20 protein-coding genes are annotated in these 23,255 nt (G+C 68.0%); 6 read left to right on the top strand and 14 right to left on the bottom strand.

Annotated features, from left to right (window positions below; translation table 11 throughout):
- Positions 1–16 precede the first annotated feature (16 nt).
- The 3 genes from ACYX4S_RS17480 to ACYX4S_RS17470 form a co-directional block, all read right to left on the bottom strand.
- Entirely contained in the window at positions 17–1,228 is a 1,212-nt protein-coding gene (locus ACYX4S_RS17480; protein ID WP_476361124.1) for a pyridoxal-phosphate-dependent aminotransferase family protein, read from the bottom strand.
- Between the two features lie 79 nt (positions 1,229–1,307).
- Positions 1,308–2,513 carry an NAD(P)/FAD-dependent oxidoreductase gene (locus ACYX4S_RS17475; RefSeq protein WP_476361123.1) on the bottom strand — a complete coding sequence of 402 codons (1,206 nt, stop codon included), beginning with the start codon at positions 2,511–2,513 and terminating at the stop codon, positions 1,308–1,310.
- A 113-nt stretch (positions 2,514–2,626) separates the two neighbouring features.
- Positions 2,627–3,838 carry an acyl-CoA dehydrogenase gene (locus ACYX4S_RS17470; protein WP_422070063.1) on the bottom strand — a complete coding sequence of 404 codons (1,212 nt, stop codon included), beginning with the start codon at positions 3,836–3,838 and terminating at the stop codon, positions 2,627–2,629.
- A 158-nt stretch (positions 3,839–3,996) separates the two neighbouring features.
- Here ACYX4S_RS17470 and ACYX4S_RS17465 point away from each other — a divergent pair, with 158 nt between their 5' ends.
- Positions 3,997–4,896 carry a LysR substrate-binding domain-containing protein gene (locus tag ACYX4S_RS17465; protein ID WP_293717525.1) on the top strand — a complete coding sequence of 300 codons (900 nt, stop codon included), beginning with the start codon at positions 3,997–3,999 and terminating at the stop codon, positions 4,894–4,896.
- A 403-nt stretch (positions 4,897–5,299) separates the two neighbouring features.
- On the opposite strand, the gene ACYX4S_RS17460 is transcribed toward ACYX4S_RS17465, so the two are convergent.
- Positions 5,300–5,629 (bottom strand): septal ring lytic transglycosylase RlpA family protein, encoded by a 330-nt coding sequence (locus ACYX4S_RS17460; RefSeq protein WP_476361122.1) that lies wholly within the window; start codon positions 5,627–5,629, stop codon positions 5,300–5,302.
- Positions 5,630–5,902: 273 nt separating this feature from the next.
- On the opposite strand from ACYX4S_RS17460, the gene ACYX4S_RS17455 reads away from it, so the two are divergent.
- Positions 5,903–7,984 (top strand): EAL domain-containing protein, encoded by a 2,082-nt coding sequence (locus tag ACYX4S_RS17455; protein ID WP_476361121.1) that lies wholly within the window; start codon positions 5,903–5,905, stop codon positions 7,982–7,984.
- A gap of 13 nt (positions 7,985–7,997) precedes the next feature.
- Here the strand turns inward: ACYX4S_RS17455 and ACYX4S_RS17450 are convergent, their stop codons facing one another.
- The 6 genes from ACYX4S_RS17450 to ACYX4S_RS17425 form a co-directional block, all read right to left on the bottom strand.
- A complete protein-coding gene (locus ACYX4S_RS17450; RefSeq protein WP_476361120.1) occupies positions 7,998–9,089 on the bottom strand; it encodes a hypothetical protein in 1,092 nt (363 codons plus the stop codon).
- Positions 9,090–9,102: 13 nt separating this feature from the next.
- Positions 9,103–10,887, bottom strand: a complete 1,785-nt coding sequence (locus ACYX4S_RS17445) for a SulP family inorganic anion transporter (RefSeq protein WP_476361119.1) — start codon at positions 10,885–10,887, stop codon at positions 9,103–9,105.
- Between the two features lie 108 nt (positions 10,888–10,995).
- Positions 10,996–11,424, bottom strand: coding sequence for a protein tyrosine phosphatase family protein (locus tag ACYX4S_RS17440; protein WP_293717535.1), 429 nt, complete (start codon positions 11,422–11,424; stop codon positions 10,996–10,998).
- Positions 11,425–11,434: 10 nt separating this feature from the next.
- Positions 11,435–12,328, bottom strand: coding sequence for an MBL fold metallo-hydrolase (locus ACYX4S_RS17435; protein WP_476361118.1), 894 nt, complete (start codon positions 12,326–12,328; stop codon positions 11,435–11,437).
- 43 nt (positions 12,329–12,371) lie between these two features.
- Positions 12,372–12,848, bottom strand: a complete 477-nt coding sequence (locus ACYX4S_RS17430; protein ID WP_293717539.1) for a DUF6691 family protein — start codon at positions 12,846–12,848, stop codon at positions 12,372–12,374.
- Between the two features lie 4 nt (positions 12,849–12,852).
- Positions 12,853–13,296, bottom strand: coding sequence for a YeeE/YedE family protein (locus tag ACYX4S_RS17425; protein ID WP_476361117.1), 444 nt, complete (start codon positions 13,294–13,296; stop codon positions 12,853–12,855).
- Between the two features lie 172 nt (positions 13,297–13,468).
- On the opposite strand from ACYX4S_RS17425, the gene ACYX4S_RS17420 reads away from it, so the two are divergent.
- Positions 13,469–13,801 (top strand): ArsR/SmtB family transcription factor, encoded by a 333-nt coding sequence (locus tag ACYX4S_RS17420; protein ID WP_476361116.1) that lies wholly within the window; start codon positions 13,469–13,471, stop codon positions 13,799–13,801.
- On the opposite strand, the gene ACYX4S_RS17415 is transcribed toward ACYX4S_RS17420, so the two are convergent.
- Entirely contained in the window at positions 13,735–15,867 is a 2,133-nt protein-coding gene (locus ACYX4S_RS17415; RefSeq protein ID WP_476361115.1) for a bifunctional DedA family/phosphatase PAP2 family protein, read from the bottom strand. The two genes, ACYX4S_RS17420 and ACYX4S_RS17415, sit on opposite strands and share 67 nt — an antisense overlap.
- A 295-nt stretch (positions 15,868–16,162) precedes the next feature.
- Here ACYX4S_RS17415 and ACYX4S_RS17410 point away from each other — a divergent pair, with 295 nt between their 5' ends.
- Positions 16,163–17,770: a polyphosphate:AMP phosphotransferase gene (locus ACYX4S_RS17410; protein WP_476361114.1), complete on the top strand. Its 1,608-nt coding sequence runs from the start codon at positions 16,163–16,165 to the stop codon at positions 17,768–17,770.
- A gap of 6 nt (positions 17,771–17,776) precedes the next feature.
- Here the strand turns inward: ACYX4S_RS17410 and ACYX4S_RS17405 are convergent, their stop codons facing one another.
- The 3 genes from ACYX4S_RS17405 to ACYX4S_RS17395 all read right to left on the bottom strand — a co-directional run bounded on the left by ACYX4S_RS17405 (position 17,777) and on the right by ACYX4S_RS17395 (position 20,761).
- A complete protein-coding gene (locus tag ACYX4S_RS17405; RefSeq protein WP_476361113.1) occupies positions 17,777–18,991 on the bottom strand; it encodes an APC family permease in 1,215 nt (404 codons plus the stop codon).
- A 121-nt stretch (positions 18,992–19,112) separates the two neighbouring features.
- Positions 19,113–19,772: an FMN-dependent NADH-azoreductase gene (locus ACYX4S_RS17400; protein WP_476361112.1), complete on the bottom strand. Its 660-nt coding sequence runs from the start codon at positions 19,770–19,772 to the stop codon at positions 19,113–19,115.
- A gap of 314 nt (positions 19,773–20,086) precedes the next feature.
- Positions 20,087–20,761, bottom strand: a complete 675-nt coding sequence (locus ACYX4S_RS17395) for an FMN-dependent NADH-azoreductase (RefSeq protein WP_476361111.1) — start codon at positions 20,759–20,761, stop codon at positions 20,087–20,089.
- A 97-nt stretch (positions 20,762–20,858) separates the two neighbouring features.
- Here ACYX4S_RS17395 and ACYX4S_RS17390 point away from each other — a divergent pair, with 97 nt between their 5' ends.
- Both ACYX4S_RS17390 and ACYX4S_RS17385 read left to right on the top strand, forming a co-directional pair.
- Positions 20,859–21,755: a LysR family transcriptional regulator gene (locus ACYX4S_RS17390; protein WP_476361110.1), complete on the top strand. Its 897-nt coding sequence runs from the start codon at positions 20,859–20,861 to the stop codon at positions 21,753–21,755.
- Positions 21,756–21,897: 142 nt separating this feature from the next.
- The gene (locus ACYX4S_RS17385; RefSeq protein WP_422070049.1) at positions 21,898–23,190 is read left to right on the top strand and encodes an amidohydrolase family protein; all 1,293 of its coding nucleotides are present in this window, start codon (positions 21,898–21,900) and stop codon (positions 23,188–23,190) included.
- Positions 23,191–23,255 lie beyond the last annotated feature (65 nt).

Genomic DNA, 23,255 nt, shown 5'->3' with positions numbered 1-23,255 from the left:
TTCAGGCGTATACGGCTCAGGCGCGGGCGGTTTCCGCCGCCCGCTCACGTGCCACAGCCTCGGCGAGGAAGCCGGTTGCCGCCGTGAGGCCGCCGGATGCGCCCGTCGCTCCCAGAACGGCCAGGCCCGTCTCGATGGCCCCGAGCGCGCCGAACACCGTCGGTGCGTTCACGTGGCCCATGTGTCCGATGCGGATGCCCGTTCCGGCGATCTCGCCGATGGTGCCGCCGAGCGTCACGCCGCAGGTGTCCTCGCAGAAGGCGATGAGGTCCATCGGCGGCAGGCCGGGGGTGAGCACTGTGGTGACGGAGGGCGAGCGCTGGTCCGGATCGGTGACGTTGAACGCCACCGCCCCGCCCTTCGCCCAGTGGGCGACGGCGGCGTGCACCGCGCCCGACAGCAGCGCGTGGCGGCGGAAGGCCGCATCGAGCCCTTCCTCCAGCAGCATGTCGAGCGCCTTGCGGAAGCCGAAGAGCATGTGCTCTGGCGGCGTGCCGCAGTATTTCATGTAGTGCTCTCGGCCCATGCGCGCCGTCCAGTCCCAGTAGCGGGTGCGCAGGTCGGCGTTTTCATGGGCCTTGAACGCGCGCGGGCCGGCGGCGATCACGCCGAGGCCCGGAGGGGTCATGAGCCCCTTCTGCGAGCCGGTCAGCGCCAGGTCGATGCCCCAGGCGTCCATCTCGAAGGGCGTCGTGCCGAGCGAGGCGATCGCGTCGACGAGGAAAAGGGCCGGATGTCCCGCCGCGTCGATGGCCTTTCGCATGGCGGGAATGTCGTTGATGACCGACGAGGCCGTGTCGACCTGCACGGTGAGCACGGCCTTGATCTCATGGCCCGTGTCCTCGGCCAGCCGTGCCTGGAGCGCGTCCGGATCGGCGGCGCGGCGCCAGTCGCCGGGCAGGATCTCCACGTCGAGGCCGAGGCCGGAGGCCATCTCGCCCCATCCGCGCGCGAAGCGGCCGCAGTCGAGCACCAGCACCTTCTCACCGCGCGACATGAGGTTGGACAGCGCGGCCTCCCAGGTGCCGTGGCCGTTCGCGGCGTAGATGAAGGTTTTCGCCTCGCGGGTGCCGAACACGGTCTTCAGATCCGTGAGCAGCGTGTCGGTCAGGTCGACGAGGGGGCCGCGGCGGATGTCGATGGCGGGGCGGTGCATGGCCGAAAGCACCGCGTCGGGCACGGTGGTCGGACCGGGAATCATGAGAACCTCGCGGCCTTTGGCGAGCATGGCGAACCTCTGGAAAAAGCGGGCGGCGGTCGGCGCCGGTGGGAAAGCGGGCGGGGGTGCATCCTCCGTCCGGGACGGATCACACCACGTTCTTTTCCGACACAGGCCGGTCTTGTGCAAGCCTGTCGAAGCCGAGCGCGGAGAGGTCGAGGCTGCGGTAGGCCCCGTGGACGAGAAGCTCGGCGATGCCGCGCCCCACGGCGGGAGCCTGCTGAAGCCCGTGGCCGGAAAAGCCGGTGGCGAGGTAGAAGCCCGGAACGTCGCCGACCTCGCCCAGAAGCGCGTTGTGGTCGTAGAGGTTCATGTCGTAGTGGCCGGCCCAGGCCGCGCCCGGCCGGATCGCCTCGAACGCCGGGATGCGCGCGGCGAGTGTCGGCCACAGGTGGTCCTCGAAGAAGCCGTGCTCGACCTCGAAGTCGTGGCTCTCGAGGTCCGTTGCCGGAGCCGAGCCGCACAGGAAACCGGTCCCTTCAGGGCGCACATAGGTACCGTTCGGGTCGATCAGCAGCGGGCAGCCCTTCACTTCCTCGCGGCAGTCGAAGGTGAAGATCATGCGCTTGCGGCTTTCGAGCGGCAGCGTCACGCTGAGATCGGCGGCGATCTTTCGCGCCCCGCTCGCGCCCGCCGCATCGACCAGCCGGCCGCAGGAGACCGTTTCGCCGTTCGAGAGCGTCAGGCGGAAGCCTTCGCCCTCGCGCGCGGTCTCCAGAACCTCGGCGGCGAGATAGGGCACGCCCAGCGCCCGCGCCTTCTTGCGGAAGGCCTGCATCAGCCCGTAGCCGTCGAACCAGCCCTCGCCCGTGCGGCCGAAGCAGCCGGCGGAAATGTCCTCGACGTTCAGCCAGGGAAAGCGGGCGGCGAGCGCGTCCGGCTCGAGAAAGGCGATGTCGGCGCCGAGCCGGGCCTGAAGGGCGTGGTTCTCCTCCAGGATCGACCGCTTGTCGGGCGTTGCCAGAAACAGGTAACCGCCCTCGTGGAGGTCGATGGCCGGGCGCTCGCCGCCCGCCTCCAGACGGTTGCCGATCTCGCGCAGGAACGCGATGCCGTAGAGCGAGATCTCGATGTTGACGGCGGTGGAGAACTGCTGGCGGATCGAGGCGGCGGACAGCGCCGAGGCGCAGCGCGCGTAGGAGGGATCCTTCTCGACGACCAGCACACTGCCGCGCCAGTCCGGGTCCATGGCCAGGTGGCAGGCGATGGAGGATCCGGTCACCGCGCCGCCGACGATGGCCACGTCCACGGTGTGATCCGCCTGGGCGGGTGCGTTGCTGCCGCGCGCGTTCATCCCCGTATCGCCTCCTCCGCGTGCCTGACAATGCCCGGACCCGTTCGCACGACCGCGAAAGGCCGGCCCGCGTCAACGGGTCCGGCCCTTGCTGTCATGTCAGGGAGCCGGCGTCAAAAGAACGCCTGAAGCCCCGTCTGGGCGCGGCCGAGGATCAGCGCATGGACGTCATGCGTGCCCTCGTAGGTGTTCACCGTCTCCAGGTTCTGGGCGTGGCGCATCACGTGGTATTCTTCCTGGATGCCGTTTCCGCCGTGCATGTCGCGGGCCTGGCGGGCGATGTCCAGCGCCTTGCCGCAATTGTTGCGCTTGACGATGGAGATCATCTCCGGCGCCACCTTGCCCTCGTCGAACAGGCGGCCGACGCGCAGGGAGCCCTGCAGGCCGAGCGAGATCTCGGTCTGCATGTCGGCGAGCTTCTTCTGGAAGAGCTGCGTCTGGGCGAGCGGCTTGTTGAACTGCTTGCGGTCGAGGCCGTACTGGCGCGCGCGGTGCCAGCAATCCTCGGCGGCTCCCAGCGCACCCCAGGAGATGCCGTAGCGGGCGCGGTTGAGACAGCCGAAGGGGCCCTTCAGGCCGGACACGTTGGGAAGCAGCGCGTCCTCGCCCACTTCCACGTTGTCCATGACGATCTCGCCGGTGATCGAGGCGCGCAAGCTGAGCTTGCCGCCGATCTTCGGCGCGGACAGGCCCTTCATGCCCTTCTCGAGCACGAAGCCGCGGATCGCGCCGTCATGGGCGTCGGACTTGGCCCAGACGACGAAGACGTCGGCGATGGGCGAGTTGGAGATCCACATCTTGGATCCCTTGAGGCGGTAGCCGCCGTCGATCTTCTCGGCGCGGGTGCGCATGCCGGCCGGATCGGAGCCGGCGTCCGGCTCGGTCAGGCCGAAGCAGCCGACCCATTCGCCGCTGGCGAGCCTGGGCAGATACTTCTTGCGCTGTTCCTCGGTGCCATAGGCATAGATGGGATACATCACGAGGGAGGACTGCACCGAGTTCATCGAGCGGTAGCCGGAATCGATGCGCTCGATCTCGCGGGCGACGAGGCCGTAGGCCACGTAGGAGGCGCCGGCGCAGCCGTACTCCTCGGGAAGCGTCACGCCGATCAGGCCGAGTTCGCCCATCTCGTTGAAGATCTCGCGGTCGGTCTTCTCGTGTGCATAGGCTTCCAGGACGCGCGGCAGGAGCTTGTCCTGTGCATAGGCGCGCGCCGTCTCCATGATCAGGATCTCGTCCTCGGTGAGCTGGTCGCGCAGCAGGAACGCGTCGTCCCAGGCGAAGCGGCCGCCGCCGGTGGGATCGGACTTGGTCGAATGGCTCATGAATGGTCCTCCGGCTTTTTCGAAAGGCACCCGTCGCGCGCGGGTCTCGCGTCGCCAGGCCTTCTGTCATGTCTTGCAGGCGGGCGGGAGTGTCCGGTCTGTGCAGCCTGCGGCAAAGTGATATGTTGTCGCGGGTTCATGAGGAAATGGAATAGGTTTTGAAACGCGGTTTCGTCCCCCACGCCGACAGCCTGATCGCCTTCGAGTGCGCGGCACGCCACGGCAGTTTCACCCGCGCGGCGGAGGAGCTGCACCTGACGCAGGGTGCGGTGTCCAAGCAGGTGCGCCATCTGGAGACGCGTCTTGGCGTCGAGCTTTTCAAGCGTGTGCGCCAGCGCATCGTGCTGACCGATGCCGGCCGGCTCTATCTGCAGGACGTGCGCGGCGCGATCGAGCATCTCGTCGCCGCCACGCGTCAGGTCATGTCCTTCGCCGGAAACGAGGACGTGCTCAATCTCGCGACATTGCCCTCGTTCGGCACGCGCTGGCTCGCCCCGCGTCTTGCCCGCTTCATCGAGGCCGTGCCGACCGCGAGCTTCAACATCGCGGTGCGCCTGCGCCCCTTCGACTTCGCCAAGGAGCCGTTCGACCTCGCGATCCACTACGGCGATCCGGTCTGGGCCGGGGCGGTCGCCGAGCCGCTGTTTCGCGAGGATGTCATCGCGGTGGCCTCGCCCGGGTTTCTCGAGCGCCACCCGGTCGCGACGCCGGCCGATCTCGCCCCCGTCCTGCGCCTGCACCAGTCCACCCGCCCGCTTGCCTGGCGCCAGTGGTTCGAATGCGCGGGCGTGGAAACCGATCTCGCGTTCCAGGGGCCGCGCTTCGAGCAGTTCGTGCTGATGGCCGAGGCCTCCGCGAACGGACTGGGCGTTGCGCTCGTGCCGCGCTTTTTCGTCGATCGCGACCTCGCCGAAGGGCGATTGGTGAAGCTCTTTGAGACCGAGCTGCGCCTGCCGTCCGCCTATCATCTCGTCTATCCGGAAAACCGCACGCTGCGTCCGGTCGCGGCACGTTTTCGCGACTGGCTGAAGGGGGAAGCGGCAGCCAACGCCCCGTAGGCGCGGTCCCACGGACGGGAGGGGACCGGCTTGTTCGCCGGGCTTGCGCGCAACCTTGCATTTCCCTGTCGTTTGCACGCCGCACATGCCGCGTTTGCGGGGAGACGACCCGGGTGAAACGTAAAAAGGCATTGAAGACGTTACGGCAGATTTCGTACAGGCTTTTATCGATTGCGTTTCCACGTATCGGTTTTTTGTTTGCAGTCTGCGCGAATCCTGTTGGTATCGATCCTGTCTTCAGTCATGGAGATGCGGCGGTCCTGACCGTGAGGCTCCCCCCCTCCCTCCTCGCGGTCAGGACCATTTTTCCTTCTGGTTGAAATCGGGAAGCTCCGGCTTCCACGCCTTCGGGTCTTCCGACAGGGCCTTCCGCAGCGAAGGCCCTTTTTGTTGTCCGCCGATGCTATTTGCAGGTCGGCGCCTTCTTTCCCTCCACATGCACCCTCACCCGTGTGACACCCCTGCGCAGGAACGCAAGATCGCGCGCCGCGCGGCGCGAAACGTCGATCACCCGGCCGCGCACGAAGGGGCCGCGATCGACGATGGTGAGCTTCACCTTGCGGCCATTGGCCAGGTTCTCGACCGTGACGCGCGTTCCGAAGGGAAGCGTGCGGTGGGCGGCCGTCAGGGCTTCCGGGTCGGCGATCACGCCGCTGGCGGTGCGTCCGCGAAGTTCGTACCAGGAGGCCTTTCCGCATTGGGCGAGCGCGGGAGGCACGGCGAAAGCCGCCATGGCGAGGAAAAAACCTGCCCGAAGGGCATGCGGTCGAGCCTTGCGAATCATTTGGCACAATCCATAATTCGAATTTGGATACTGGGGCTTTCGCAGGCCCTTCCGCAGCGTTTGGTCGGTTGCGTGCGTACATGGAGGGGTGCGTCGAGCCGGATGAAGAGTGACCCTGTCAATATTTCATGATTTTCTTGTGGCAGACGGTTTACCCTTCGTCATCCTGGTCTTCGGTGGCCGGGTGGTGGCCCGGGCGGGGCGTCTGGATCGGAAGCGTATATGGTCAAGGTCGAGGGCGGGGGACGTCCGATCAATCGTCAAACGGAAAGCCTGCATGCCTCCATTCTCGAGGCTTGCGGCGATCCTGTCTATTTCTGTACACCCGACCGTATCATTCGCGAGGCGAACGACGCCTACGCCCGACTGAACGGTTTCACCCGCGACCAGGTGCTCGGGCGAACCGTGCGTGAGATCGCGGGCGAGGGCGTCTACGGGCACCGGGCCGAACGGCTGGCGCGTGCCTTTGCCGGAGAGAGCGTCGACTTTCAGGACTGGGTCGAGGTGCCCGGAATCGGACGGCGCTTCTACGACGTGCGGTATCAGCCCGTGCGGGATGCGCGGGGTGAACTGATCGGGGTCGCCGCCTTCGGCCGCGACATCACCGGGATGAAGGAGACGGACGAGGCGCTGCGCCTCTACGGATCGATCGTGTTGCAGATGTCGGACCGCATCTCCGTGTTCGACCGCGAGTTCCGCTTCCTTTTCGTCAACGAGAGCAATGCCCGCTGGTACGGACTTCCGCGTGAAGAGATGGTCGGGCATTACCTGTACGACCTTGTCGGGGTCGAGCGGTTCGAACGCGAGTTGCGTCCGAGCCTCGAACGCTGCTTTTCCGGTGAAACCGTCGACATGGACCTGCTGACGCGCAAGCCGGATGGGCGCGAGGTCATCTGGTCGATCCGCCTGGAGCCGTTCCGGAATGACGCGGGCGCCGTGGATGCGGCCATGGTGATGTCGCGCGATGTCACCGAGACCCGCCGGCTCGCGCATCGCCTCGAACGCCTGACGCTCGAGGACGACCTCACAGGGATCGCCAACCGGCGCGCCTTCGAACAGTGGCTCGGCAACCGGCTTGCCGCGCTTGATCCGCGCACCGTGCTGGACGGGGGCCAGGGCTTTGGTGTCGTGTTCCTTGATCTCGACGGCTTCAAGCTGGTCAACGACACGGCCGGTCACGGGGCGGGAGACCGGTTTCTCGCCGGCGTTGCCGATTGTATTTCCGCCTTTTCCGGCTCTGCGGTGCATGTGGCGCGCATCGGCGGCGACGAGTTCGGCATGATCGTCGATTCCGACGACTCCGTCGCCGTCAAGGTCTTGTGCGAGCGGGTGCTCGCCGACCTGAATGATTTTCACTTCGCCGTCGACGGCATGACCTTCCGAGGCGGGGCCAGTGTCGGTTTTACCATGGTGAGACCCGAGGAGGTGTTTCCCGCCGGCGGGCGCGACATCAGCCGGGTGCTGCAGCTTGCCGACCAGGCCTGCCTTGCCGCCAAGGCCGCCGGCGGGCGGCGCGTCGTGCAGCTGTCGGCCAACGCCGAGATCGCCCAACGCCAGCGCGACGAGTTGCGCCACCTCACGGTCATCGAGAAGGCCCTTTCGGATGGCGCCTTTCATCTCGAGCAGATGCCGGTCGTCGCACTCGATGGGGGCGGCACAGCCTTTCACGAGGTGCTGATGCGCCTGGCGCTGCCCGACGGCACGCTTGCCGGACCGAACATGATTTCCGCCGTTGCCGAACGTCACGGGCGCACCAGCGAACTCGACACCTGGCTCGTGACGGCGGTTCTCGAGCGGCTTTGCGCCAACGGCGATGCGCGGGACTGTGTCTCGATGAACCTTTCGGGAAGCGCCATCTGCGATGAGCGCTTCGGGGCCTTTCTCGGTGACAGGCTCGGCGACAACCGGGATCTTGCCAGCCGGCTGATCATCGAGCTTGGCGAGGCGGATCTCGTGCAGCTCGACAATGCCGCCTGGATCCTGCTGCGGCACCTGCGGCGTCTCGGGGTGCGGGTTGCGCTCGACGGCTTCGGGCGCGGTTTCGGCGTCATGACGCAGGTGCGCGACGGCATCTTCGATTTCATCAAGATCGATCGCCTGCTGGTGGCCGACCTTGCCGATGAGCCGGTCAATCGCGCGGCGGTCACGGGCGTGGTCGCGCTTGCGCGGACGCTGGGCCTGCCGACGGTGGCCGAGCATGTGTCGGACGCGGCCGCCCTTCCCGTCCTGCGTGAACTGGGCGTCCACTATGCGCAGGGCAAGGCTGTCCGCCCCGCCCGGGCATGGCCGCTCGCCGGCGGCTGATCCGCCAATCGGGTCACGCATCGCGACCGGCGACCCGATCCGCCAGCGCGGCGATGTCCGCGTCGTCCGGAAACCGCGCCAGCGCCTCGCGTGCCGTCTCGCCGGCGCCGGACGCGTCTCCCGCCCGGGCAAGGGCCTGGATCAGCTCCCGCCAGAACTGCTTGCGCCAGCGTTTCGGCTGGGTGGCGAGCCCCTTCGCGCTTTCCGTCAGTGTGATCGCCTCCCGCAGGACCCCTGCGGCTTCCGTCGCGCGACCGGCGGCAAGCAGGCATTCGGCAAGCAGAAGTCCGTGGCCCGGGTTGAGCGCGGGAAGGAGGTCGCGGGCGAGGGCGTCCGGATCCGGCGGATCGCCGGTCGCAAGCCGGTGTCCCGCCGTGGCGAAGGCGTCCGCGGTGTCCGCCCCCTCCGGCGAGATCAGCCCCCGCTCGTCGCAAAGCCCTGCGAGATCGCGGTCGAAGCGGGCGATCAGCTTGCGGACGATGTTGAGCGTGTAGAGGTGGTCGTGGCTTGCATGTGGTGACCGCAGTGCCAGAAGCCTCACGGCCGGCGGCAGCGGGACCCGCGCCAGCCGCGCGAAGCCGGACGCGTCGACGGGATCGTGCAGTCCGAAGACCAGCGTCAGCGGATGCGGCGTCCGCGTTTCGGCAAGCGCGCGGACAAGGTCCGGCTCTCCCGGCAGTCCGGGAGCCCTGTAGAGGCCGCTCTGGGTGCCCGGCAGTCCCAGCTCGAACTCCGGCCCGAAGGCATAGGCCGAGCCGTCACGCCGGCGAAGCGCGGTCGACAGCGCGCCGTAGGCGCCCTTGGAGGCGCCGTAGTGGATGATGCGCGAAGGTGCGGCGACGGCGAGGGCCGCGTCGATGGCGGCATCGGTCGCCGCCTCGCATCCCAGGTACCAGGCGCTGTCCGGACAATCTAGAAACAGGCAGGCATGGCGCGTGGTCGCGAAAAGCCGTTCGAGCCCGAAGCGGGGCGGCACGACCCGCGCCTGCGACTGCACCACGACAAGCGTGTCGCTTCCGCCCGAGGGAGCCGCGCGGAAGCGTCGTCGCAGCCCGCTTTGCGGATCAAGTCCGTCCAGCGGATCGTGGGTGCCCGTCGTGACCATGGCCCACCCCTTATCAGATCTGCGGGCCGATCCAGAAGCTTGCCGGTGTCGCGCGCCGGGGGGAGCGCGCCTCGGCGATATGGGCCGTCTCCGGGTCGAGGCTCGCGAAGGCCTCGTACTGGGTGAGGAACACCTGGCCGGTGAGGTGCTGCAGGAAGTCGGTGCGTTCCAGCCGGTCCATCACCGGTCCCTTGACCTCGGACAGGTGGAAGGCGACGCCTGAATCGCCGAGTCGGCGGTTGATTTCCTCCAGGCTTTCCAGCGCCGAGGCGTCGATCTCGTTCACGGCCGTCGCCTGCAGCACCACATGCGCGATGGCCGGACGTTCCGCGACGAGTTCCAGCAGCCGGTCCTCCAGATAGCGTGAATTGGCGAAGAACAGGCTTTCGTCGACGCGCACGCTCAACACGCGCTCGCCGGTGATGACCTTGTGGCGGTTGATGTTGCGGAAGTGCTCGGTGCCGGGAACGATCCCGACGACGGCCATGTGCGGGCGGGCGTTTCGGTGCAGGTAGAGCGCCAGCGAAACGGCGACGCCGGTCACCACACCGGGCTCGACGCCGAAGCCGAGCGTGACGAGGATCGTGCCGGCCATGGCCGCGAAGTCGCTCGTCGAATAGGCCCACACCCGGGCGAGCGCCTTGAGGTCCACGAGCGAGAGCACGGCGACGATGATGGTCGCGGCGAGCGTCGCCTGGGGCAGGTCGGCGATCAGTGGCGTCAGGAACATGGTGGCGAGCGCGATGCCCACGGCGGTGAAGGCGCCGGCGGCCGGCGTGCGCGCGCCGGCATCGAAGTTCACCACCGAGCGGGCGAAGCCGCCGGTCACCGGATAGCCGCCCGACACCGCCGAGGCGATGTTGGCGGTGCCGAGCCCGATCAGCTCCTGGTCGGGCTGGATGCGCTGGCGCCGCTTGGCGGCGAGCGTCTGGGCGACGGAGACCGATTCCACGAAGCCGATCACGGAGATCAGCAGCGCCGGCACGGCAAGGGCCGCCCACAGGTCCGGGTCGAGGATCGGCATGTGCGGGCTCGGCAGGCCGGAGGGAATATGGCCGACGAGGTGCACGCCCTTCGCGCCCAGGTCTAACCAGGAGGCGGCGAGCGTGGTGAGGGCAACGGCGGCCACCGGCCCGGCCTTTATCAGGATGTCGGCCATGCGCGGACCCAGTCCGGCGGCGACGAGCAGGGGCTTGACCCGGCTGCGCACCAGAAACAGGAACAGGGTCGCCGGCACGCCAACGGCGAGTGTCGCCATGTTGGTGTCGCCGATGCCCGCCGCCAGCCCGCCGACGATGTCGACGAGCGTCGCGCCGGAAACCGGAATGCCCAGGATGTGCTTGAGCTGGCTCGCCGCGATCAGGAGCCCGCTTGCCGTGATGAAGCCCGAAATCACCGGGTGGCTCAGGAAATTGGCAAGAAACCCGAGCCGGAACAGGCCCATGGCGATCAGCATGAGGCCCGAGAGGAAGGCCAGCACCACGGCGGCGGTCAGATAGTCGGCCGTGCCCTGGGCGGCGATCTCGCCGACGGCGGAGGCCGTCATCAGCGAGACGACCGCGACCGGCCCGACGGCAAGCGCCCGGCTGGTGCCGAACACCGCATAGGCGACCAGCGGCAGGATGGAGGCGTAGAGACCGATCTCCGGCGGCAGGCCGGCGAGAAGCGCATAGGCGAGCGACTGGGGGATCAGCATGATCGTGACGATCACGGCGGCGATCAGGTCGTCGGTGGCCATGGCGCGGGTGTAGCCGCGTCCCCAGTCGAGGATCGGCAGATAGGCGGCAAGCGGTTTCATGGTCGGGCGGATTCCGGGCGGTCGCTTCGCAAGGGCTTTGGCGTGTGCCGCGCGGCCGGCCGGCCGCGCGGGTCATTGTGTCGGTGCGGACCGCTTGGCCGGCCCGCCTCAGCCGGCCTCGGCCAGCCGGTCCAGGGTGGGCTTCAGCCCCGACAGGTCGTAGCCGGCGTCGGCGGCAAGACGAACCATCTCGCCCGCGTCGCGGCTTCCGGCCTGGGAGAGTGCCCACAGGTTGATGGAGCGCGTGCCGGTGCGGCAGAAGGCGAACACCGGTCCGCCGGCGGCCTCCATGGCCTCGCGGAAACCGGTGAGCGTGTCGGGGCCGATGCCGTCCCGTCCGACCGGCAGGGCGTGATAGGCAAGTCCGGCCGCCTCGGCCGCCTTGCGGATCTCGTCGCCCGCCGGCTGGTCGGGCGCCTCGCCGTCCGGCCGGTTGTTGATGACCGCCTTGAAGCCGGCGGCGCGGATCGCGTCCACGTCGGCAGGGTCGATCTGGTGGGCGACGGTGATCGTGTCGTCGACCTTGGCAGAGTTCATGGATCTGTCCTTACAGGGAATTGATTGGCACTTTCAGGAAGGTCTTGCCGCTCTCGTCGGCGGGCGGCAGCTTTCCGGCGCGCATGTTGACCTGTATGGAGGGAATGATCAATTTCGGCATCCCGAGCGTGGCGTCGCGCGCGGTGCGCATGGCCACGAACTCCTCTTCCGTCACGCCGTCGCGGGCATGGATGTTGTTCGCCCGCTCCTCCGCCACCGTGGTTTCCCAGCGGATGTCGCGGCCGTTGGGCCCGTAGTCGTGGCACATGAACAGGCGGAACGCGTCGGGCAGCGTCAGCACCTTGCGGATCGAGCGGAACAGCTCGCCCGCGTCGCCGCCGGGAAAGTCCGCCCGCGCCGTGCCGCCATCGGGCATGAACAGCGTGTCGCCGACGAAGGCGGCATTGCCCATCACGTGGGTCATGCAGGCCGGCGTATGGCCGGGCGTGTGCATGGCGAAACAGGTCATGCCGCCGACCGTATAGGTGTCCCCATCGGCGAAGAGCCGGTCGAACTGGGAGCCGTCGCGCTGGAACTCGGTGCCCTCGTTGAAGATCTTTCCGAAGGTGTCCTGCACGACGCGGATGTTCTCGCCGATGCCGAGCTTTCCGCCGAGGGCGTTCTGGATGTAGGGCGCCCCCGACAGGTGGTCGGCATGGACATGGGTCTCGATCAGCCATTCGCAGGTGAGGCCCTTGTCGCGGACGAAGGCGATGATCCTGTCGGCGGAATCATGGGTGATGCGCCCCGCCGCGTAGTCGATGTCCATGACGCTGTCGACGATGGCGCAGGCGTTCGAACCCGGGTCCTTGACCACATAGGAGATGGTGTTGGTGGGTTCGTCGAAGAAGGCGGTGACCTCGGGCTTCACGGAGCCGTCGATCGGATAGGCCGGATTGGTCATGGGCGCATGTCCTTGATCCATGGGGTGTTCGGGCGGCTTGCGGTCAGGCCGCCGGTCGTGCGGTCGCGCGGGCGAGCATCGCCCTTGCATGAACGAAGCGCCGCGTGGCGATCATGCCCGCCGCGACGGCGAGACAGAAGAGGAAAGGCTCGATCCGTCCAAGGCCGAGTGCCGGCACCACGCCGCCGGGGCAGAAGCCGGTGATGCCCCAGCCGATGCCGAAGATCGCCGCGCCGCCGACCAGCCGCGCGTCGATGCCATGGCGCGAGGGCAGCGTGAAACCGCCCGAAAGCAGCGGGCGCGGGCGGGACAGCACCAGTCGGTAGCCGATCGCGGTGACGGTCAGTGCCGCGGCCATGACCACGGCCAGGCTCGGATCCCATCCGCCGCCGGGGATGGCGGCAAGGTCGAAGAAATTCAGCACCTTGGCCGGATTCGCCATGCCGGCGAGCAGGATGCCGGTGCCGAAGACGAGGCCGATGGCGAAGGCGGCCGCAAGACGTACTGCCGGGTGGGTCATGGGGTCAGCCTCCGATCAGGTGACGGGTGACGAACACGGTCGCGGCCGTCGTCGCCATGAAGGTGAGCGTGGCGGTGATCGAGCGCATCGACAGCCGCGCCATGCCGCAGACGCCGTGGCCCGACGTGCAGCCGGAGCCGAGGGTGACGCCGATGCCGACCAGCACGCCGCCGCCAAGCAGTGCCAGGCTCGAGGCCGGCACCGCGATCTGCGGCATCTCGCCCGTGAGGGCGAGCAGCCCCATCGGCGCGGCGATCATGCCGGCGAGAAAGGCGATGCGCCAGCCACGTTCGCCGTCGCCGGACTGCAATGCGGCGCCGGGAAGCAGCGAGGCGGCTATGCCGCTGATGCCGGCGATCCGGCCGAACAGCGCCATGAGCACGACGGCGGAGACGCCGATCAGCGTTCCGCCGAGCGCGGCCACATAGGGGGTGAATTCGGTTGTCATGGGAAAGGGCAACTCCTCAAGCGTCGGTGTCGGCCACGGGCCGGCGGTCCTGGCGCCGCCGCGTTGTCGGGGGGCTCTCCGGCGGGAACGGCTCCCGTCCGGCGGATACGCGGTTTATCCGATTGCGAATATATTATTGTTTGCTAAATTAGCAAGCATGAATATTCAGAATATGGAACATAGCGCCGACAGGGCCGCGACGCTTCTTGCCTCCATGGCCAACACGCGCCGGCTCATGGTGCTGTGCCATCTCATGGAGGGCGAGCGGAAGGTCGGCGAGCTTGCCGCCTGTGTCGGGCTCAGCCAGTCGGCGCTGTCACAGCATCTGGGGCGCATGCGCGCCCAGGGACTGGTCGAGGCCCGCCGTGCCGGCCAGGCGGTCTACTACCGGCTCGCGGGCCATGAGGTCGCGCGGGTGCTGGAGGCCCTTCACGGGCTTTACTGCGTCGCCCCCGAGGGCGAGGCGTCGGCCGGAGGGGCCGTGCCGGCGTCGGCTCCCGCCTGAGCGAGCGGGGCTTCCGGAACCTCTACGTCGCTTGCGATGGCAAGCGTCACCTGCGATCCGTCCGCGCGCATCCGGATCGCCACTCCCTTCATTCTCGGCAGCGGGTTTTCCTCCGCCAGCGGCAGGTCCCGGTCCGCGCGTGGCGCCGAGAGTTCGTTGAGCGGACGCAGGATGCGTTCGTGGATCAGCGAGCCGACGTGGATGGGCAGGTCCTCGCCCGAAACGGTGCTCACGCGAAACCGGGTCGGCCACAGGCGCAGCACCCAGCGCCCGCCGTCGCGCGCCTCGTCTTCATCCCGGTTCGCGGAGACAGGATCGCTCTCCTCGTCGCGGCGCACGAGAACGAGCTCCGCGCCGCGCCCGTTCTGGATGCGTGGCAGGGCGGGAAGCTGTTCCGGCGGCGTGCGGCCGGTCAGGAAGCCGGCGAAGGTCGCCACCGACCATTGCGGGGCCTCCACATAGCCGGCCGGGGCGAGCGCCTCGGCAAGGCGTGCCGGATCGCCCGCCCACTGCAGGATCAGCGGCTCGCCCTCCTCGCCGTTGAGTTCGATGCGCTCCGCCGGCAGGTCCTTCCACCCCTGCGCGCGCCAGACGGGCTCCGCGAGCGTCACCGTCGGCGAGACCGGCTGGTACATGGCCAGCGCGCCGTCGAAATTGCGCATGGCGTGAAAGCCGCCGGCAAGCGCCAGGGTCAGCGTGACCATCCCGGCGAGCGCCCAGCGTCCCACCTTCTCGTTGTGAACCGAGCCGAACACGAAGGCGAAGGCGGACACCATGGCGGTTCCGAAGGCGATGCCGCCCAGCACGTCGCTGGCCCAGTGCGCGCCGAGGTAGACGCGCGAGAAGGCGACCGCCCCGATCAGCGACACGGCGACGGAGAAGACGCCGGCCTTGGTCAGTGGCGACCGGTCGTGGGCGACGAGCACGGCGATCAGGCCGTAGAGAACGGTGGTGACCGTCGCGTGGCCGGAGGGGAAGGAGAAGGCGTCGGCGCCGGTGTAGATGTCGATGGGCCGTTCCCGGTTCATGAGCAGCTTGAACAGGGGCACGAAAATCGCCGTTCCGGCCATGGCGATGAGGAAGCCGGTCGCGCGCCGCCACGCCTTGCGGGCGAAGAGATAGGCAACGGTCACGCCGGCGACGATTGAAGCGATGAGTCCGTCGCCGAGCATGGTGATCGCGACCATGATCTCGTCGCCCGTGGGCGTGCGCAGGTCCTGGAACAGGTTGCGGATGGCCGTGTCGGCGCGCTGCAGGCCGGCGTCGGGCGAAATGGCGCTGGCGAGCAGGACGAAGACGGGCACCGTCACGAGCAGCAGCAGCGCGGAGATCAGCATTCCGGCGGACCGCGGATGCGCGGGGTCGAACATCCGTGCCAGCCAGCGCGCCGCGCGGTTGTCGTGGGAGGCGAGCCAGGCGACGAAGCGCAGCCGTGAGCCGGCATAGAACGGCAGCACGATCAGGATCAGCCAGCGCGCCAGCATCACCGCGATGAAGATCAGCACCAGGAACACGCCGAGCATGGTGGCGAGGCGTCCGCTGATCTCGCCGAGCGCGCCGAAGGCGGTGCCGGCAATGAAGCCGGGGCCCAGGTGGATCACGCTCCAGGCGATGGCCGAGGTCACGTTGATGAAGGTGAAGCGGGCCGCGCCCATGCCGACCATGCCGGCGATGCCCGGCACGATGGCCTTCACGCCGGGCACGAAACGCCCGATGAAGACGCTCTTGCCGCCGTGGTTGCGGAAGTAGGCCTCGCCGCGTTCCACCAGCGAGCGATAGCGCGAGAACGGCCAGACCGACTTGATCCGGTCCTTGTAGTAGTAGCCCACCCAGTAGGAAATCGCGTCGCCGGCGATGGCGCCCAGCGTCGTCCAGATGAAGATCGGCCAGGGATCGAGCTTGCCGAGACCCACCAGCGTTCCCGCCCCCACCAGCACCACCGTCGAGGGGACGACCATGCCGATCAGGAACAGCGCCTCGCCCATGGCGATGAAGAACACGACGGCGTTTGCCAGGGTGGGATGCTCGCCGATGAAGGTCACGAGCTGATTGAGGATGTCGGTCACGGCGTCCTGCTCGGGTTTTCTGGCCTTGCGGAGGCGGACGCATCACGCGCCTGCCTCTTCGGCCCGATACATGTACGCGCTCGCCTCCGTTCCGCCAATCCTTCCCGCATCCTTTTGATGTCGCGGGTGAAGATCGCCGGCGTCCCGGCACCGGCGGTGGGGATAACGGGTGCCGGGCGCCGGGGCATGCCGTGCGGGGTTGCAAGGCGCCGCGCATGTTGAAACTCTCGTGTCCGGTCTCCCCGGCGGACCCGGGGGCCTTTGATGCCGCAACGCCAGAAGCAGGACGCGTCCCTTGTTCCAGTCCGCGAGACTTTCCGCCCCCCTGTCCGGCTCGGACTACGACCGGCTCGAACCGGCGGTGCGCACCGCGCTGCTCTCCGCCCAGCGTCAGGTCATCGGGACCGGTGCCATGTCGGTGGTCGTGGTGGTCGCCGGTGTCGACGGCGCCGGAAAGAACGACGCCATCGCCCGCCTGCACGAGTGGATGGACGTGCGCTATCTCGCCTGCAACGCCTACGAGGAGGAGGAGACGGACGTGGAGCGCGCCCGGCCGGCCATGTGGCGCTACTGGCGCGATTTGCCGGCGCGTGGCGAGACCTCCGTCGTGGTCGGCTCCTGGTACAACGAGCCGCTGCGCCGCTTCGTGCTGGGCGAACTGGACGAGGCGGGCTTCGAGCGCGCCCTCGCCCGCGTCAACCGCTTCGAGGAAATGCTGGCGCGCGAGAACGTGCTTTTGCTCAAGGTCTGGTTCTCGCTGCGGCCGAAGGAGCAAAAAGACCGCCTCAAGGCGCTGAAGAAGAAGGCCCGCGCGCGGCGCATCCTGGCCGAGTGGACCGATCTGGAGCATTCCGGCGAGGCGCAGAAGGCATTCGAGCGGGCAGCGCTTGCCACGTCCACCGCCGCCGCGCCCTGGATCGTGATCCCCTCCGAGGATCCCCGCTCCCGCGACATCGCCTTCGGGCGCTGCCTGGAAATGGCGATCAGCCGCCGCCTCGCCCTGCTCCTGCCCGCCCATCCCGAGGCCGCCAGCGTGCCGGGCACGGTGCCGCTCGCCCACGCCATGTCCGAGGCGGTGCCGCCGGAGGCACCGGCGGATGCCGTACCCGGTGACGCCGCACCTGCCGAGGGCGGAACGCCCGTCTTCGACGCAGCGGCGCCGGTCGTGCCCACGGTCGCGCATGTGAAGCCCGTCTCGGCGATCGACGCCATCGATCTTTCCGCCCGCCTGCCCAAGGCGCGCTACAAGGGCGAGCTGGAGCACTGGCAGGCGGAGCTTGCGCATCTTGTCGACAAGCGCGCCTTTCGCGATCTCGGTCTCGTGATCGCCTTCGAGGGCAACGACGCGGCCGGAAAGGGCGGCGCGATCCGCCGGCTCATCCGCCCGCTCGACCCGCGCAGCTACCGGGTGCATCGCATCTCCGCTCCGGGCCGGGAGGAAAAGGCTCGTCCCTATCTCTGGCGTTTCTGGACCCGGGTGCCGCGTCACGGCCACATCGCCGTCTTCGACCGTTCCTGGTACGGCCGGGTGCTGGTCGAGCGGGTCGAGGGCTTCTGCTCGCGTGAGGACTGGATGCGCGCCTATGGCGAGATCAACGCCTTCGAGAGCGAACTGGCAAACGACAATGTCCTGGTGGTGAAGCTGTGGCTGGCGATCAGCAAGGAAGAGCAGCTCGCCCGTTTCAAGGCGCGCGAGGAAACGCCCTACAAGCGCTTCAAGATCACCGACGAGGACTGGCGCAACCGGCTCAAGTGGGACGCCTACGCGCGCGCCGCCGGCGACATGATCGACCGCACGTCGACGGAGGAGGCTCCCTGGGCGCTGATCTCCTCGGAAGACAAGCGGCACGCGCGCGTCGCCGTGCTCAAGCATGTCGTGAGCCGGCTGAAGAGCGTGTTGTGACGCCGGCTATCCTTCCGCCGGCGTTCCGAGCACCGTGACCGCGAGCGCCAGCGCGGCCACCAGCGCGAAGCCCGCCGCCAGGTGCATCCGCCCTTCCCGCCGCGCGCCGAGGGCGGCGATCGCGGCCTGCAGGGCGTAGTAGAGCGCGAAGGCGCGCGAGGCATAGGCGATGATCTCGAAGACGCCGGAGGTCCAGGTGAGCGCCAGGCCGACCGCCACCAGCACGCCATAGGCCTGTCGTTCGCCGAGCCGGCCGCCGCTTTCCTCCTCGACCAGCCCGCCGCAACCCACCGTGTCGGCGACGGCGGCGCTGAACTGGGCGCTGAGAGCCGCAACGACCAGCAGCAGCGGCAGCACGGGCGCGACCTCGCGCATCATGCCGATCACCGCCGTTTCGTGCACGGCCCCCTCCGGGCTCGCCACCGCGTAGCTCACCAGCGCGATGTAGACGAGATAGATGAGCGTGGCGATGATCTGCGCCAGGCGCATGGAGCGGATCCGTGTCGGCGCGTCATAGGTGGCGCCGAGATAGCGCGACGTCTCGAAACCCTGCACGGTGACGATGAGGCCGAAGCCGAGGGTCAGCGCCTGCCATCCGGTCTCGCGCGGCGCGTCCGCGTGCAGGGTTCCAGCCGCGCCCGCCTCGCCGAAATGCACGGCGAGCCCCGCCGCGAGCGCCGCGATCACGGCAAGCTTCACGGTGACGGAAACCTGCTCGAGCCCCTCCAGCGCCTTGAACCCCTTGGTCCAGCCCACGCCCAGGATGACCAGCAGGACCGCGCTGGTCAGGAGACGGCCGTGCAGCGTCTCGTGCAGCGGCGTCAGGCTGACGCCGAAGGAGCCGAACAGGTTGAGATAATAGGTGACGGAAATGACATAGGCGCCCGACAGGGCCCAGGAGGCCATCCTTTCGAGCCGCCGTTCGGCGGAACTGCGGTCGTGACCTTGCGCATCCAGCCGGGCGATGTTGAACCGCACCGCCGCTCCCATGACCCAGGCGGCGGCGCACAGGAGCGCCATCGCGAGCGGCGCGTAGCCGCCATAGGCGTTGTCGAGCAGCGGTCCGAGCACCAGGAAGCCGCTGCCGATGATGGAGGCGAGCGGGGTCACCGTCGCCTGCCACAGCCTGTTGCGTGACACCGCCGGCCGCGCGAGCCACCAGGCGGTTACGAGAAGAACGGCGACAAGCAGGACGTCGAGGGCGGAGAAGCTGGTCGGCATGGCCGTTCTTGTCCGCCGCGCGGCCGCGACGGTCAAGGGGGATGCGCACCGGGAGCGCATCCGGACGGCGGCGCTCGTCCTCGCCGGCCGGATGCGTGTCGTTTGAAGGAGACCGGCCGATCTACTGGAGTTCCGGAACCCGCATGGCCAGCCGCTCGGCCAGCTCCCGTGCGTCGGCCCGCCCCGCCTTGAGGGAGGCACGGTAGCGGCGGTCGCCGAATTCCTGGTACTCGATGCGCACCACATGCATGGTCGCGGCCCCGAGGAACTCGCGCAAGGTCTCCAGGTGGGGCAGCAGGTGGTCCATGCCGTCGCGCGAGCCGCCGGGCTCGAAACCGAACTCGCCGCAGGCGGTCAGCACCACCAGTTCCTTGCCCGCGAGCAGCGGGTCGAGCGGCCAGTCCCCGCGGTCGAGATCGAAGGAAAAGGTCCTGTCCTTGCGCACCACGTTGTCGATCCATGCCTTCAGGGTCGAGGGCAGGCCGTAGTTGTACATGGGCGTCGTCAGTACGATCACGTCGGCCGCCGCCAGCTCCTCGATCATTCTTTCTGACGGGGCAAGAAGCTGCTCCTGTTCCGGGGAGCGGTCCTCGTCGGGGGTGAAGGCGGCGACGATCCAGTCGTCGCATATGTGGGCAGGCGGCTCCTGCGCCAGGTCGCGCCGCTCCCAGGTGTCCTCTGGGCGCAGGCTCTGCCAGCGTTCCTCGAAGCTGTTTCCGAGCGTGCGTGTCAGCGATCGCCTCTGCCGGGCGCTGGCGTCGATGCGGAGTATCCTTTTCATGCTCTGTCCCTCCCGATAGCATAAATTGAATGACCGAAGTCAAACGAGATATATATTGCAAAGTCGAAGCGATCCTCCCGGGTCAAAAGAAATAAAATCTCATGATCCGCTCGTCCGGAGGTTTGAACGACTTCATGATATATATGATATTGTTTTCGGTATTTACATGAGAATGACGAAATTAATATATCTAGAGTTGTTTTGAGTTGTAATAATACATTTTTGGTATTTGGGGTGAGGCCTTGTGCGTCGCCATGTTTGTCCGGTTCCCGGGCGGCGCGTGCCGCCCGGCGGGTGTTTCCCGTTTGCCCGGGTTATCGGGCTTCGCCCTGAAGGGAGGGGCGTGTCCGCGCCGCCAGCCGCTCGGCCAGCGCCCCGGCCTCGTCTCGGGCCGCCTTGAGGGAGGTGCGGTGACGGTCGTCACCGAACTCCTGGTACTCGATGCGCACCACATGCATGGTTTCGGCTCCCAGGTAGTGACGCACCGTGTCCAGGTGGGGCAGCAGATGGTCCATGCCGTCGCGCGAGCCGCCAGGCCCGAAGCCGAACTCGCCGCAGGCGGTCAGCACCACCAGTTCCTTGCCGGAAAGGACCGGCTCCAGCGGCCAGTCGCCCCGCGTCAGGTCGAAGGAGAAGGTCCTGTCCTTGCGCACCACGTTGTCGATCCACGCCTTCAGGGTCGAGGGCGGGCCATAATTGTACATGGGCACGGTGATCACGATCAGGTCGGCCGCCGCCAGTTCCGCAATCATCCGGTCCGATGCGGAAAGCAGGTCCTGCTGGTCCTTCGACCGCCGGTCTTCCGGCGTGAACGCGGCGGCGATCCAGGCGCTGCCCACATGCACCGGCGGGTCGAGAGCCAGGTCGCGCCGCTGCCAGGTGTCCTCGGGGCGCAGGTTCTGCCAGCGATCCTCGAAAATGTCGCCGAGCGCGCGTGTCAGCGAGCGCTCCTGTTGCGCGCTTGTGTCGATGCGAAGTATGTTTCTCATGAGTATGCCTCCATGCGGAATTCCTTTTAAGATATTGGAATAAAATGACTCTTCAAAAGAACATGCGACCTCTTCGGATGAAGAAAGATCATCCGTAATGGCGCGTCCCTCCCTTGCCGCGATGCGTGTCTTCGAGGCGGCCGCCCGGCTTGGCAGCTTCAAGGAGGCGGCCGGGGAACTGGCCATGACGCCGACGGCGGTCTCCCACAGGATCCGCAATCTCGAGGAGGAACTCGGCCAGCCGCTGTTTCGCCGCAGCCACCGCAAGGTGGAGCTGACCCCGGCGGGGGTGGAGCTTTTCGAGGCGGCGCGCGGCGCGGTTGCGCTGCTGGATGCGGCCTTCGAGCGCCTGGACGCGGGAGCCCGGATCGTCTGCGTGTCCGCGACGCCGGCCTTCGCCGCCCTGTGGCTCGCTCCCCGCCTGTCCGCACTCGCGGCCGCTCTGCCCGGTGTCACGCTTCGTCTCGAGGCGTCACACGCGCCGGCCGATCTGGAGCGCGTGCGCGACATCGACCTGGCGGTACGTTACGGCTCACGGTCTCCGACCGGCACGGGTCGTGTTCTGGCCGGCGAGCGCTTTCGCGCCTATGCCGCGCCGCATGTGGCGCAGGGGCCGCCGGAGGCGCTCGACCGGCTGTCGCTTCTCACCTGCCGCTGGCAGGCGCGGGACCTCGCGCCGGTTTCGCTCGAGGTGTTCGAGGCGCATCGCGGGGTCGGCGCGCCGCCGGCGCTTTCCTTCGACGACGAGCATCACGCCGCGCTCGCTGCCGTCTCGGGAAAGGGCATCGTGATCCTCAGCGAGATCCTCGCCGGCCATATGGTCGAGGCGGGCCTTCTGGCCGAACCCTGGCCGGAGGCCTGCGTTGCGGGTCATGCCTACCGGTTGCTTGCGGCGCCGGCGTCAGCCGTCCGGCGTGACGTGCGACGGGTGGCCGCGTGGCTGGAAGCGGAATTTGCCGGAGGCGCTGCCATGAGAGAGCGGGCGCCGCCATGAGTGCGGGGGATGCGTCCTGTCCGCCAACCCGGGCAAAGACCTCTTGAGCCGGAGCCCGTACTCGCCGAAACTCCGCGCCGGTGCCAGGTGATTTGCGCCGCCGCCTCCCCGCGCCCCGCCCGGAATGCCCGAAAGGACAAGGATGACCCTCGATCTTCTCGTCAGGAACGCGATGCTGCCCGACGGTCGCGGCCCGCTCGACATCGCCTGTCGCGACGGGCACATCGTGGCGCTGGAACCCGCGATCGGGGCCGACGCGGAGCAGGTGATCGACGCGGCGGGCCGTCTTGTCTCACCGCCCTTCGTCGACAGTCATTTCCACATGGATGCGACGCTGTCGCTCGGCCTGCCGCGCATGAACGAAAGCGGTACCCTGCTTGAGGGCATCGCGCTGTGGGGAGAGCTGAAGCCGTTGCTCACGGTCGAGGCGGTGGTCGAGCGCGCGCTTCGCTATTGCGATCTGGCCGTCAGCCAGGGCCTGCTCGCCATCCGCACCCATGTGGATGTCTGCGACGACCGGCTGACGGGCGTCGAGGCGCTTCTGCATGTGAAGAAGGTGGTCGCGCCCTGGCTCGACCTGCAGCTTGTCGCCTTTCCCCAGGACGGGCTCTATCGCTCGGCGAACGCGGAGAAGAACCTGCTGCGCGCGCTCGACATGGGCGTCGACGTGGTCGGCGGCATTCCCCATTTCGAGCGCACCATGGACGACGGTGCGCGCTCCGTGCGCCGGTTGTGCGAGATCGCCGCCGAACGGGGACTGATGGTCGACCTCCATTGCGACGAGAGCGACGATCCCCTGTCGCGGCACATCGAGACTCTGGCCGCGGAGACGCAGCGCCTCGGCCTGTCGGGCCGCGTCGCCGGCTCCCATCTCACGTCCATGCACTCCATGGACAACTACTATGTGTCCAAGCTGCTGCCGCTGATTGCGGAGGCCGGCGTCGCGGCCATCGCCAATCCGCTGATCAACATCACCTTGCAGGGGCGTCACGACAGCTACCCCAAGCGGCGGGGCCAGACCCGGGTGCCGGAGATGCGCGAGCACGGCATCACCGTCGCCTTCGGCCATGATTGCGTGATGGACCCCTGGTATTCCATGGGCTCCGGCGACATGCTGGAGGTCGCCTCCATGGGGCTGCACGTGGCGCAGATGATGAGCCGCGATGCCATGCGCTACGCCTTCGAGTGCGTCACGACCCATCCCGCAAGGGTGCTCGGACTCGACGGGTATGGCCTGCAAAAGGGCTGCAAGGCGGACTTCGTGCTGCTGCAGGCGGCCGACCCCATCGAGGCGATCCGGTTGCGCGCGCGCCGGCTTGCCGTGGTGCGCTCGGGCCGGGTGATCGCCGAAAGCGATCCCGACATTCGCCGTCTGGCGCTGGGCGGGCGTCCGGAAACCGTCGATCCCGCCACCTATGCCCCGCCTTCGGCGTAAGGGCTGGCGGGAAGATCCGGTCATGCGGACTTGGAGGGAGACGACTGGCCTGACATAACGGGCGA

Source organism: Stappia sp. ABD4_338 (genome assembly GCF_056312175.1).
Note: the sequence above shows the minus strand (reverse complement) of the source record. Positions and strands in the feature narration are given on the sequence as shown.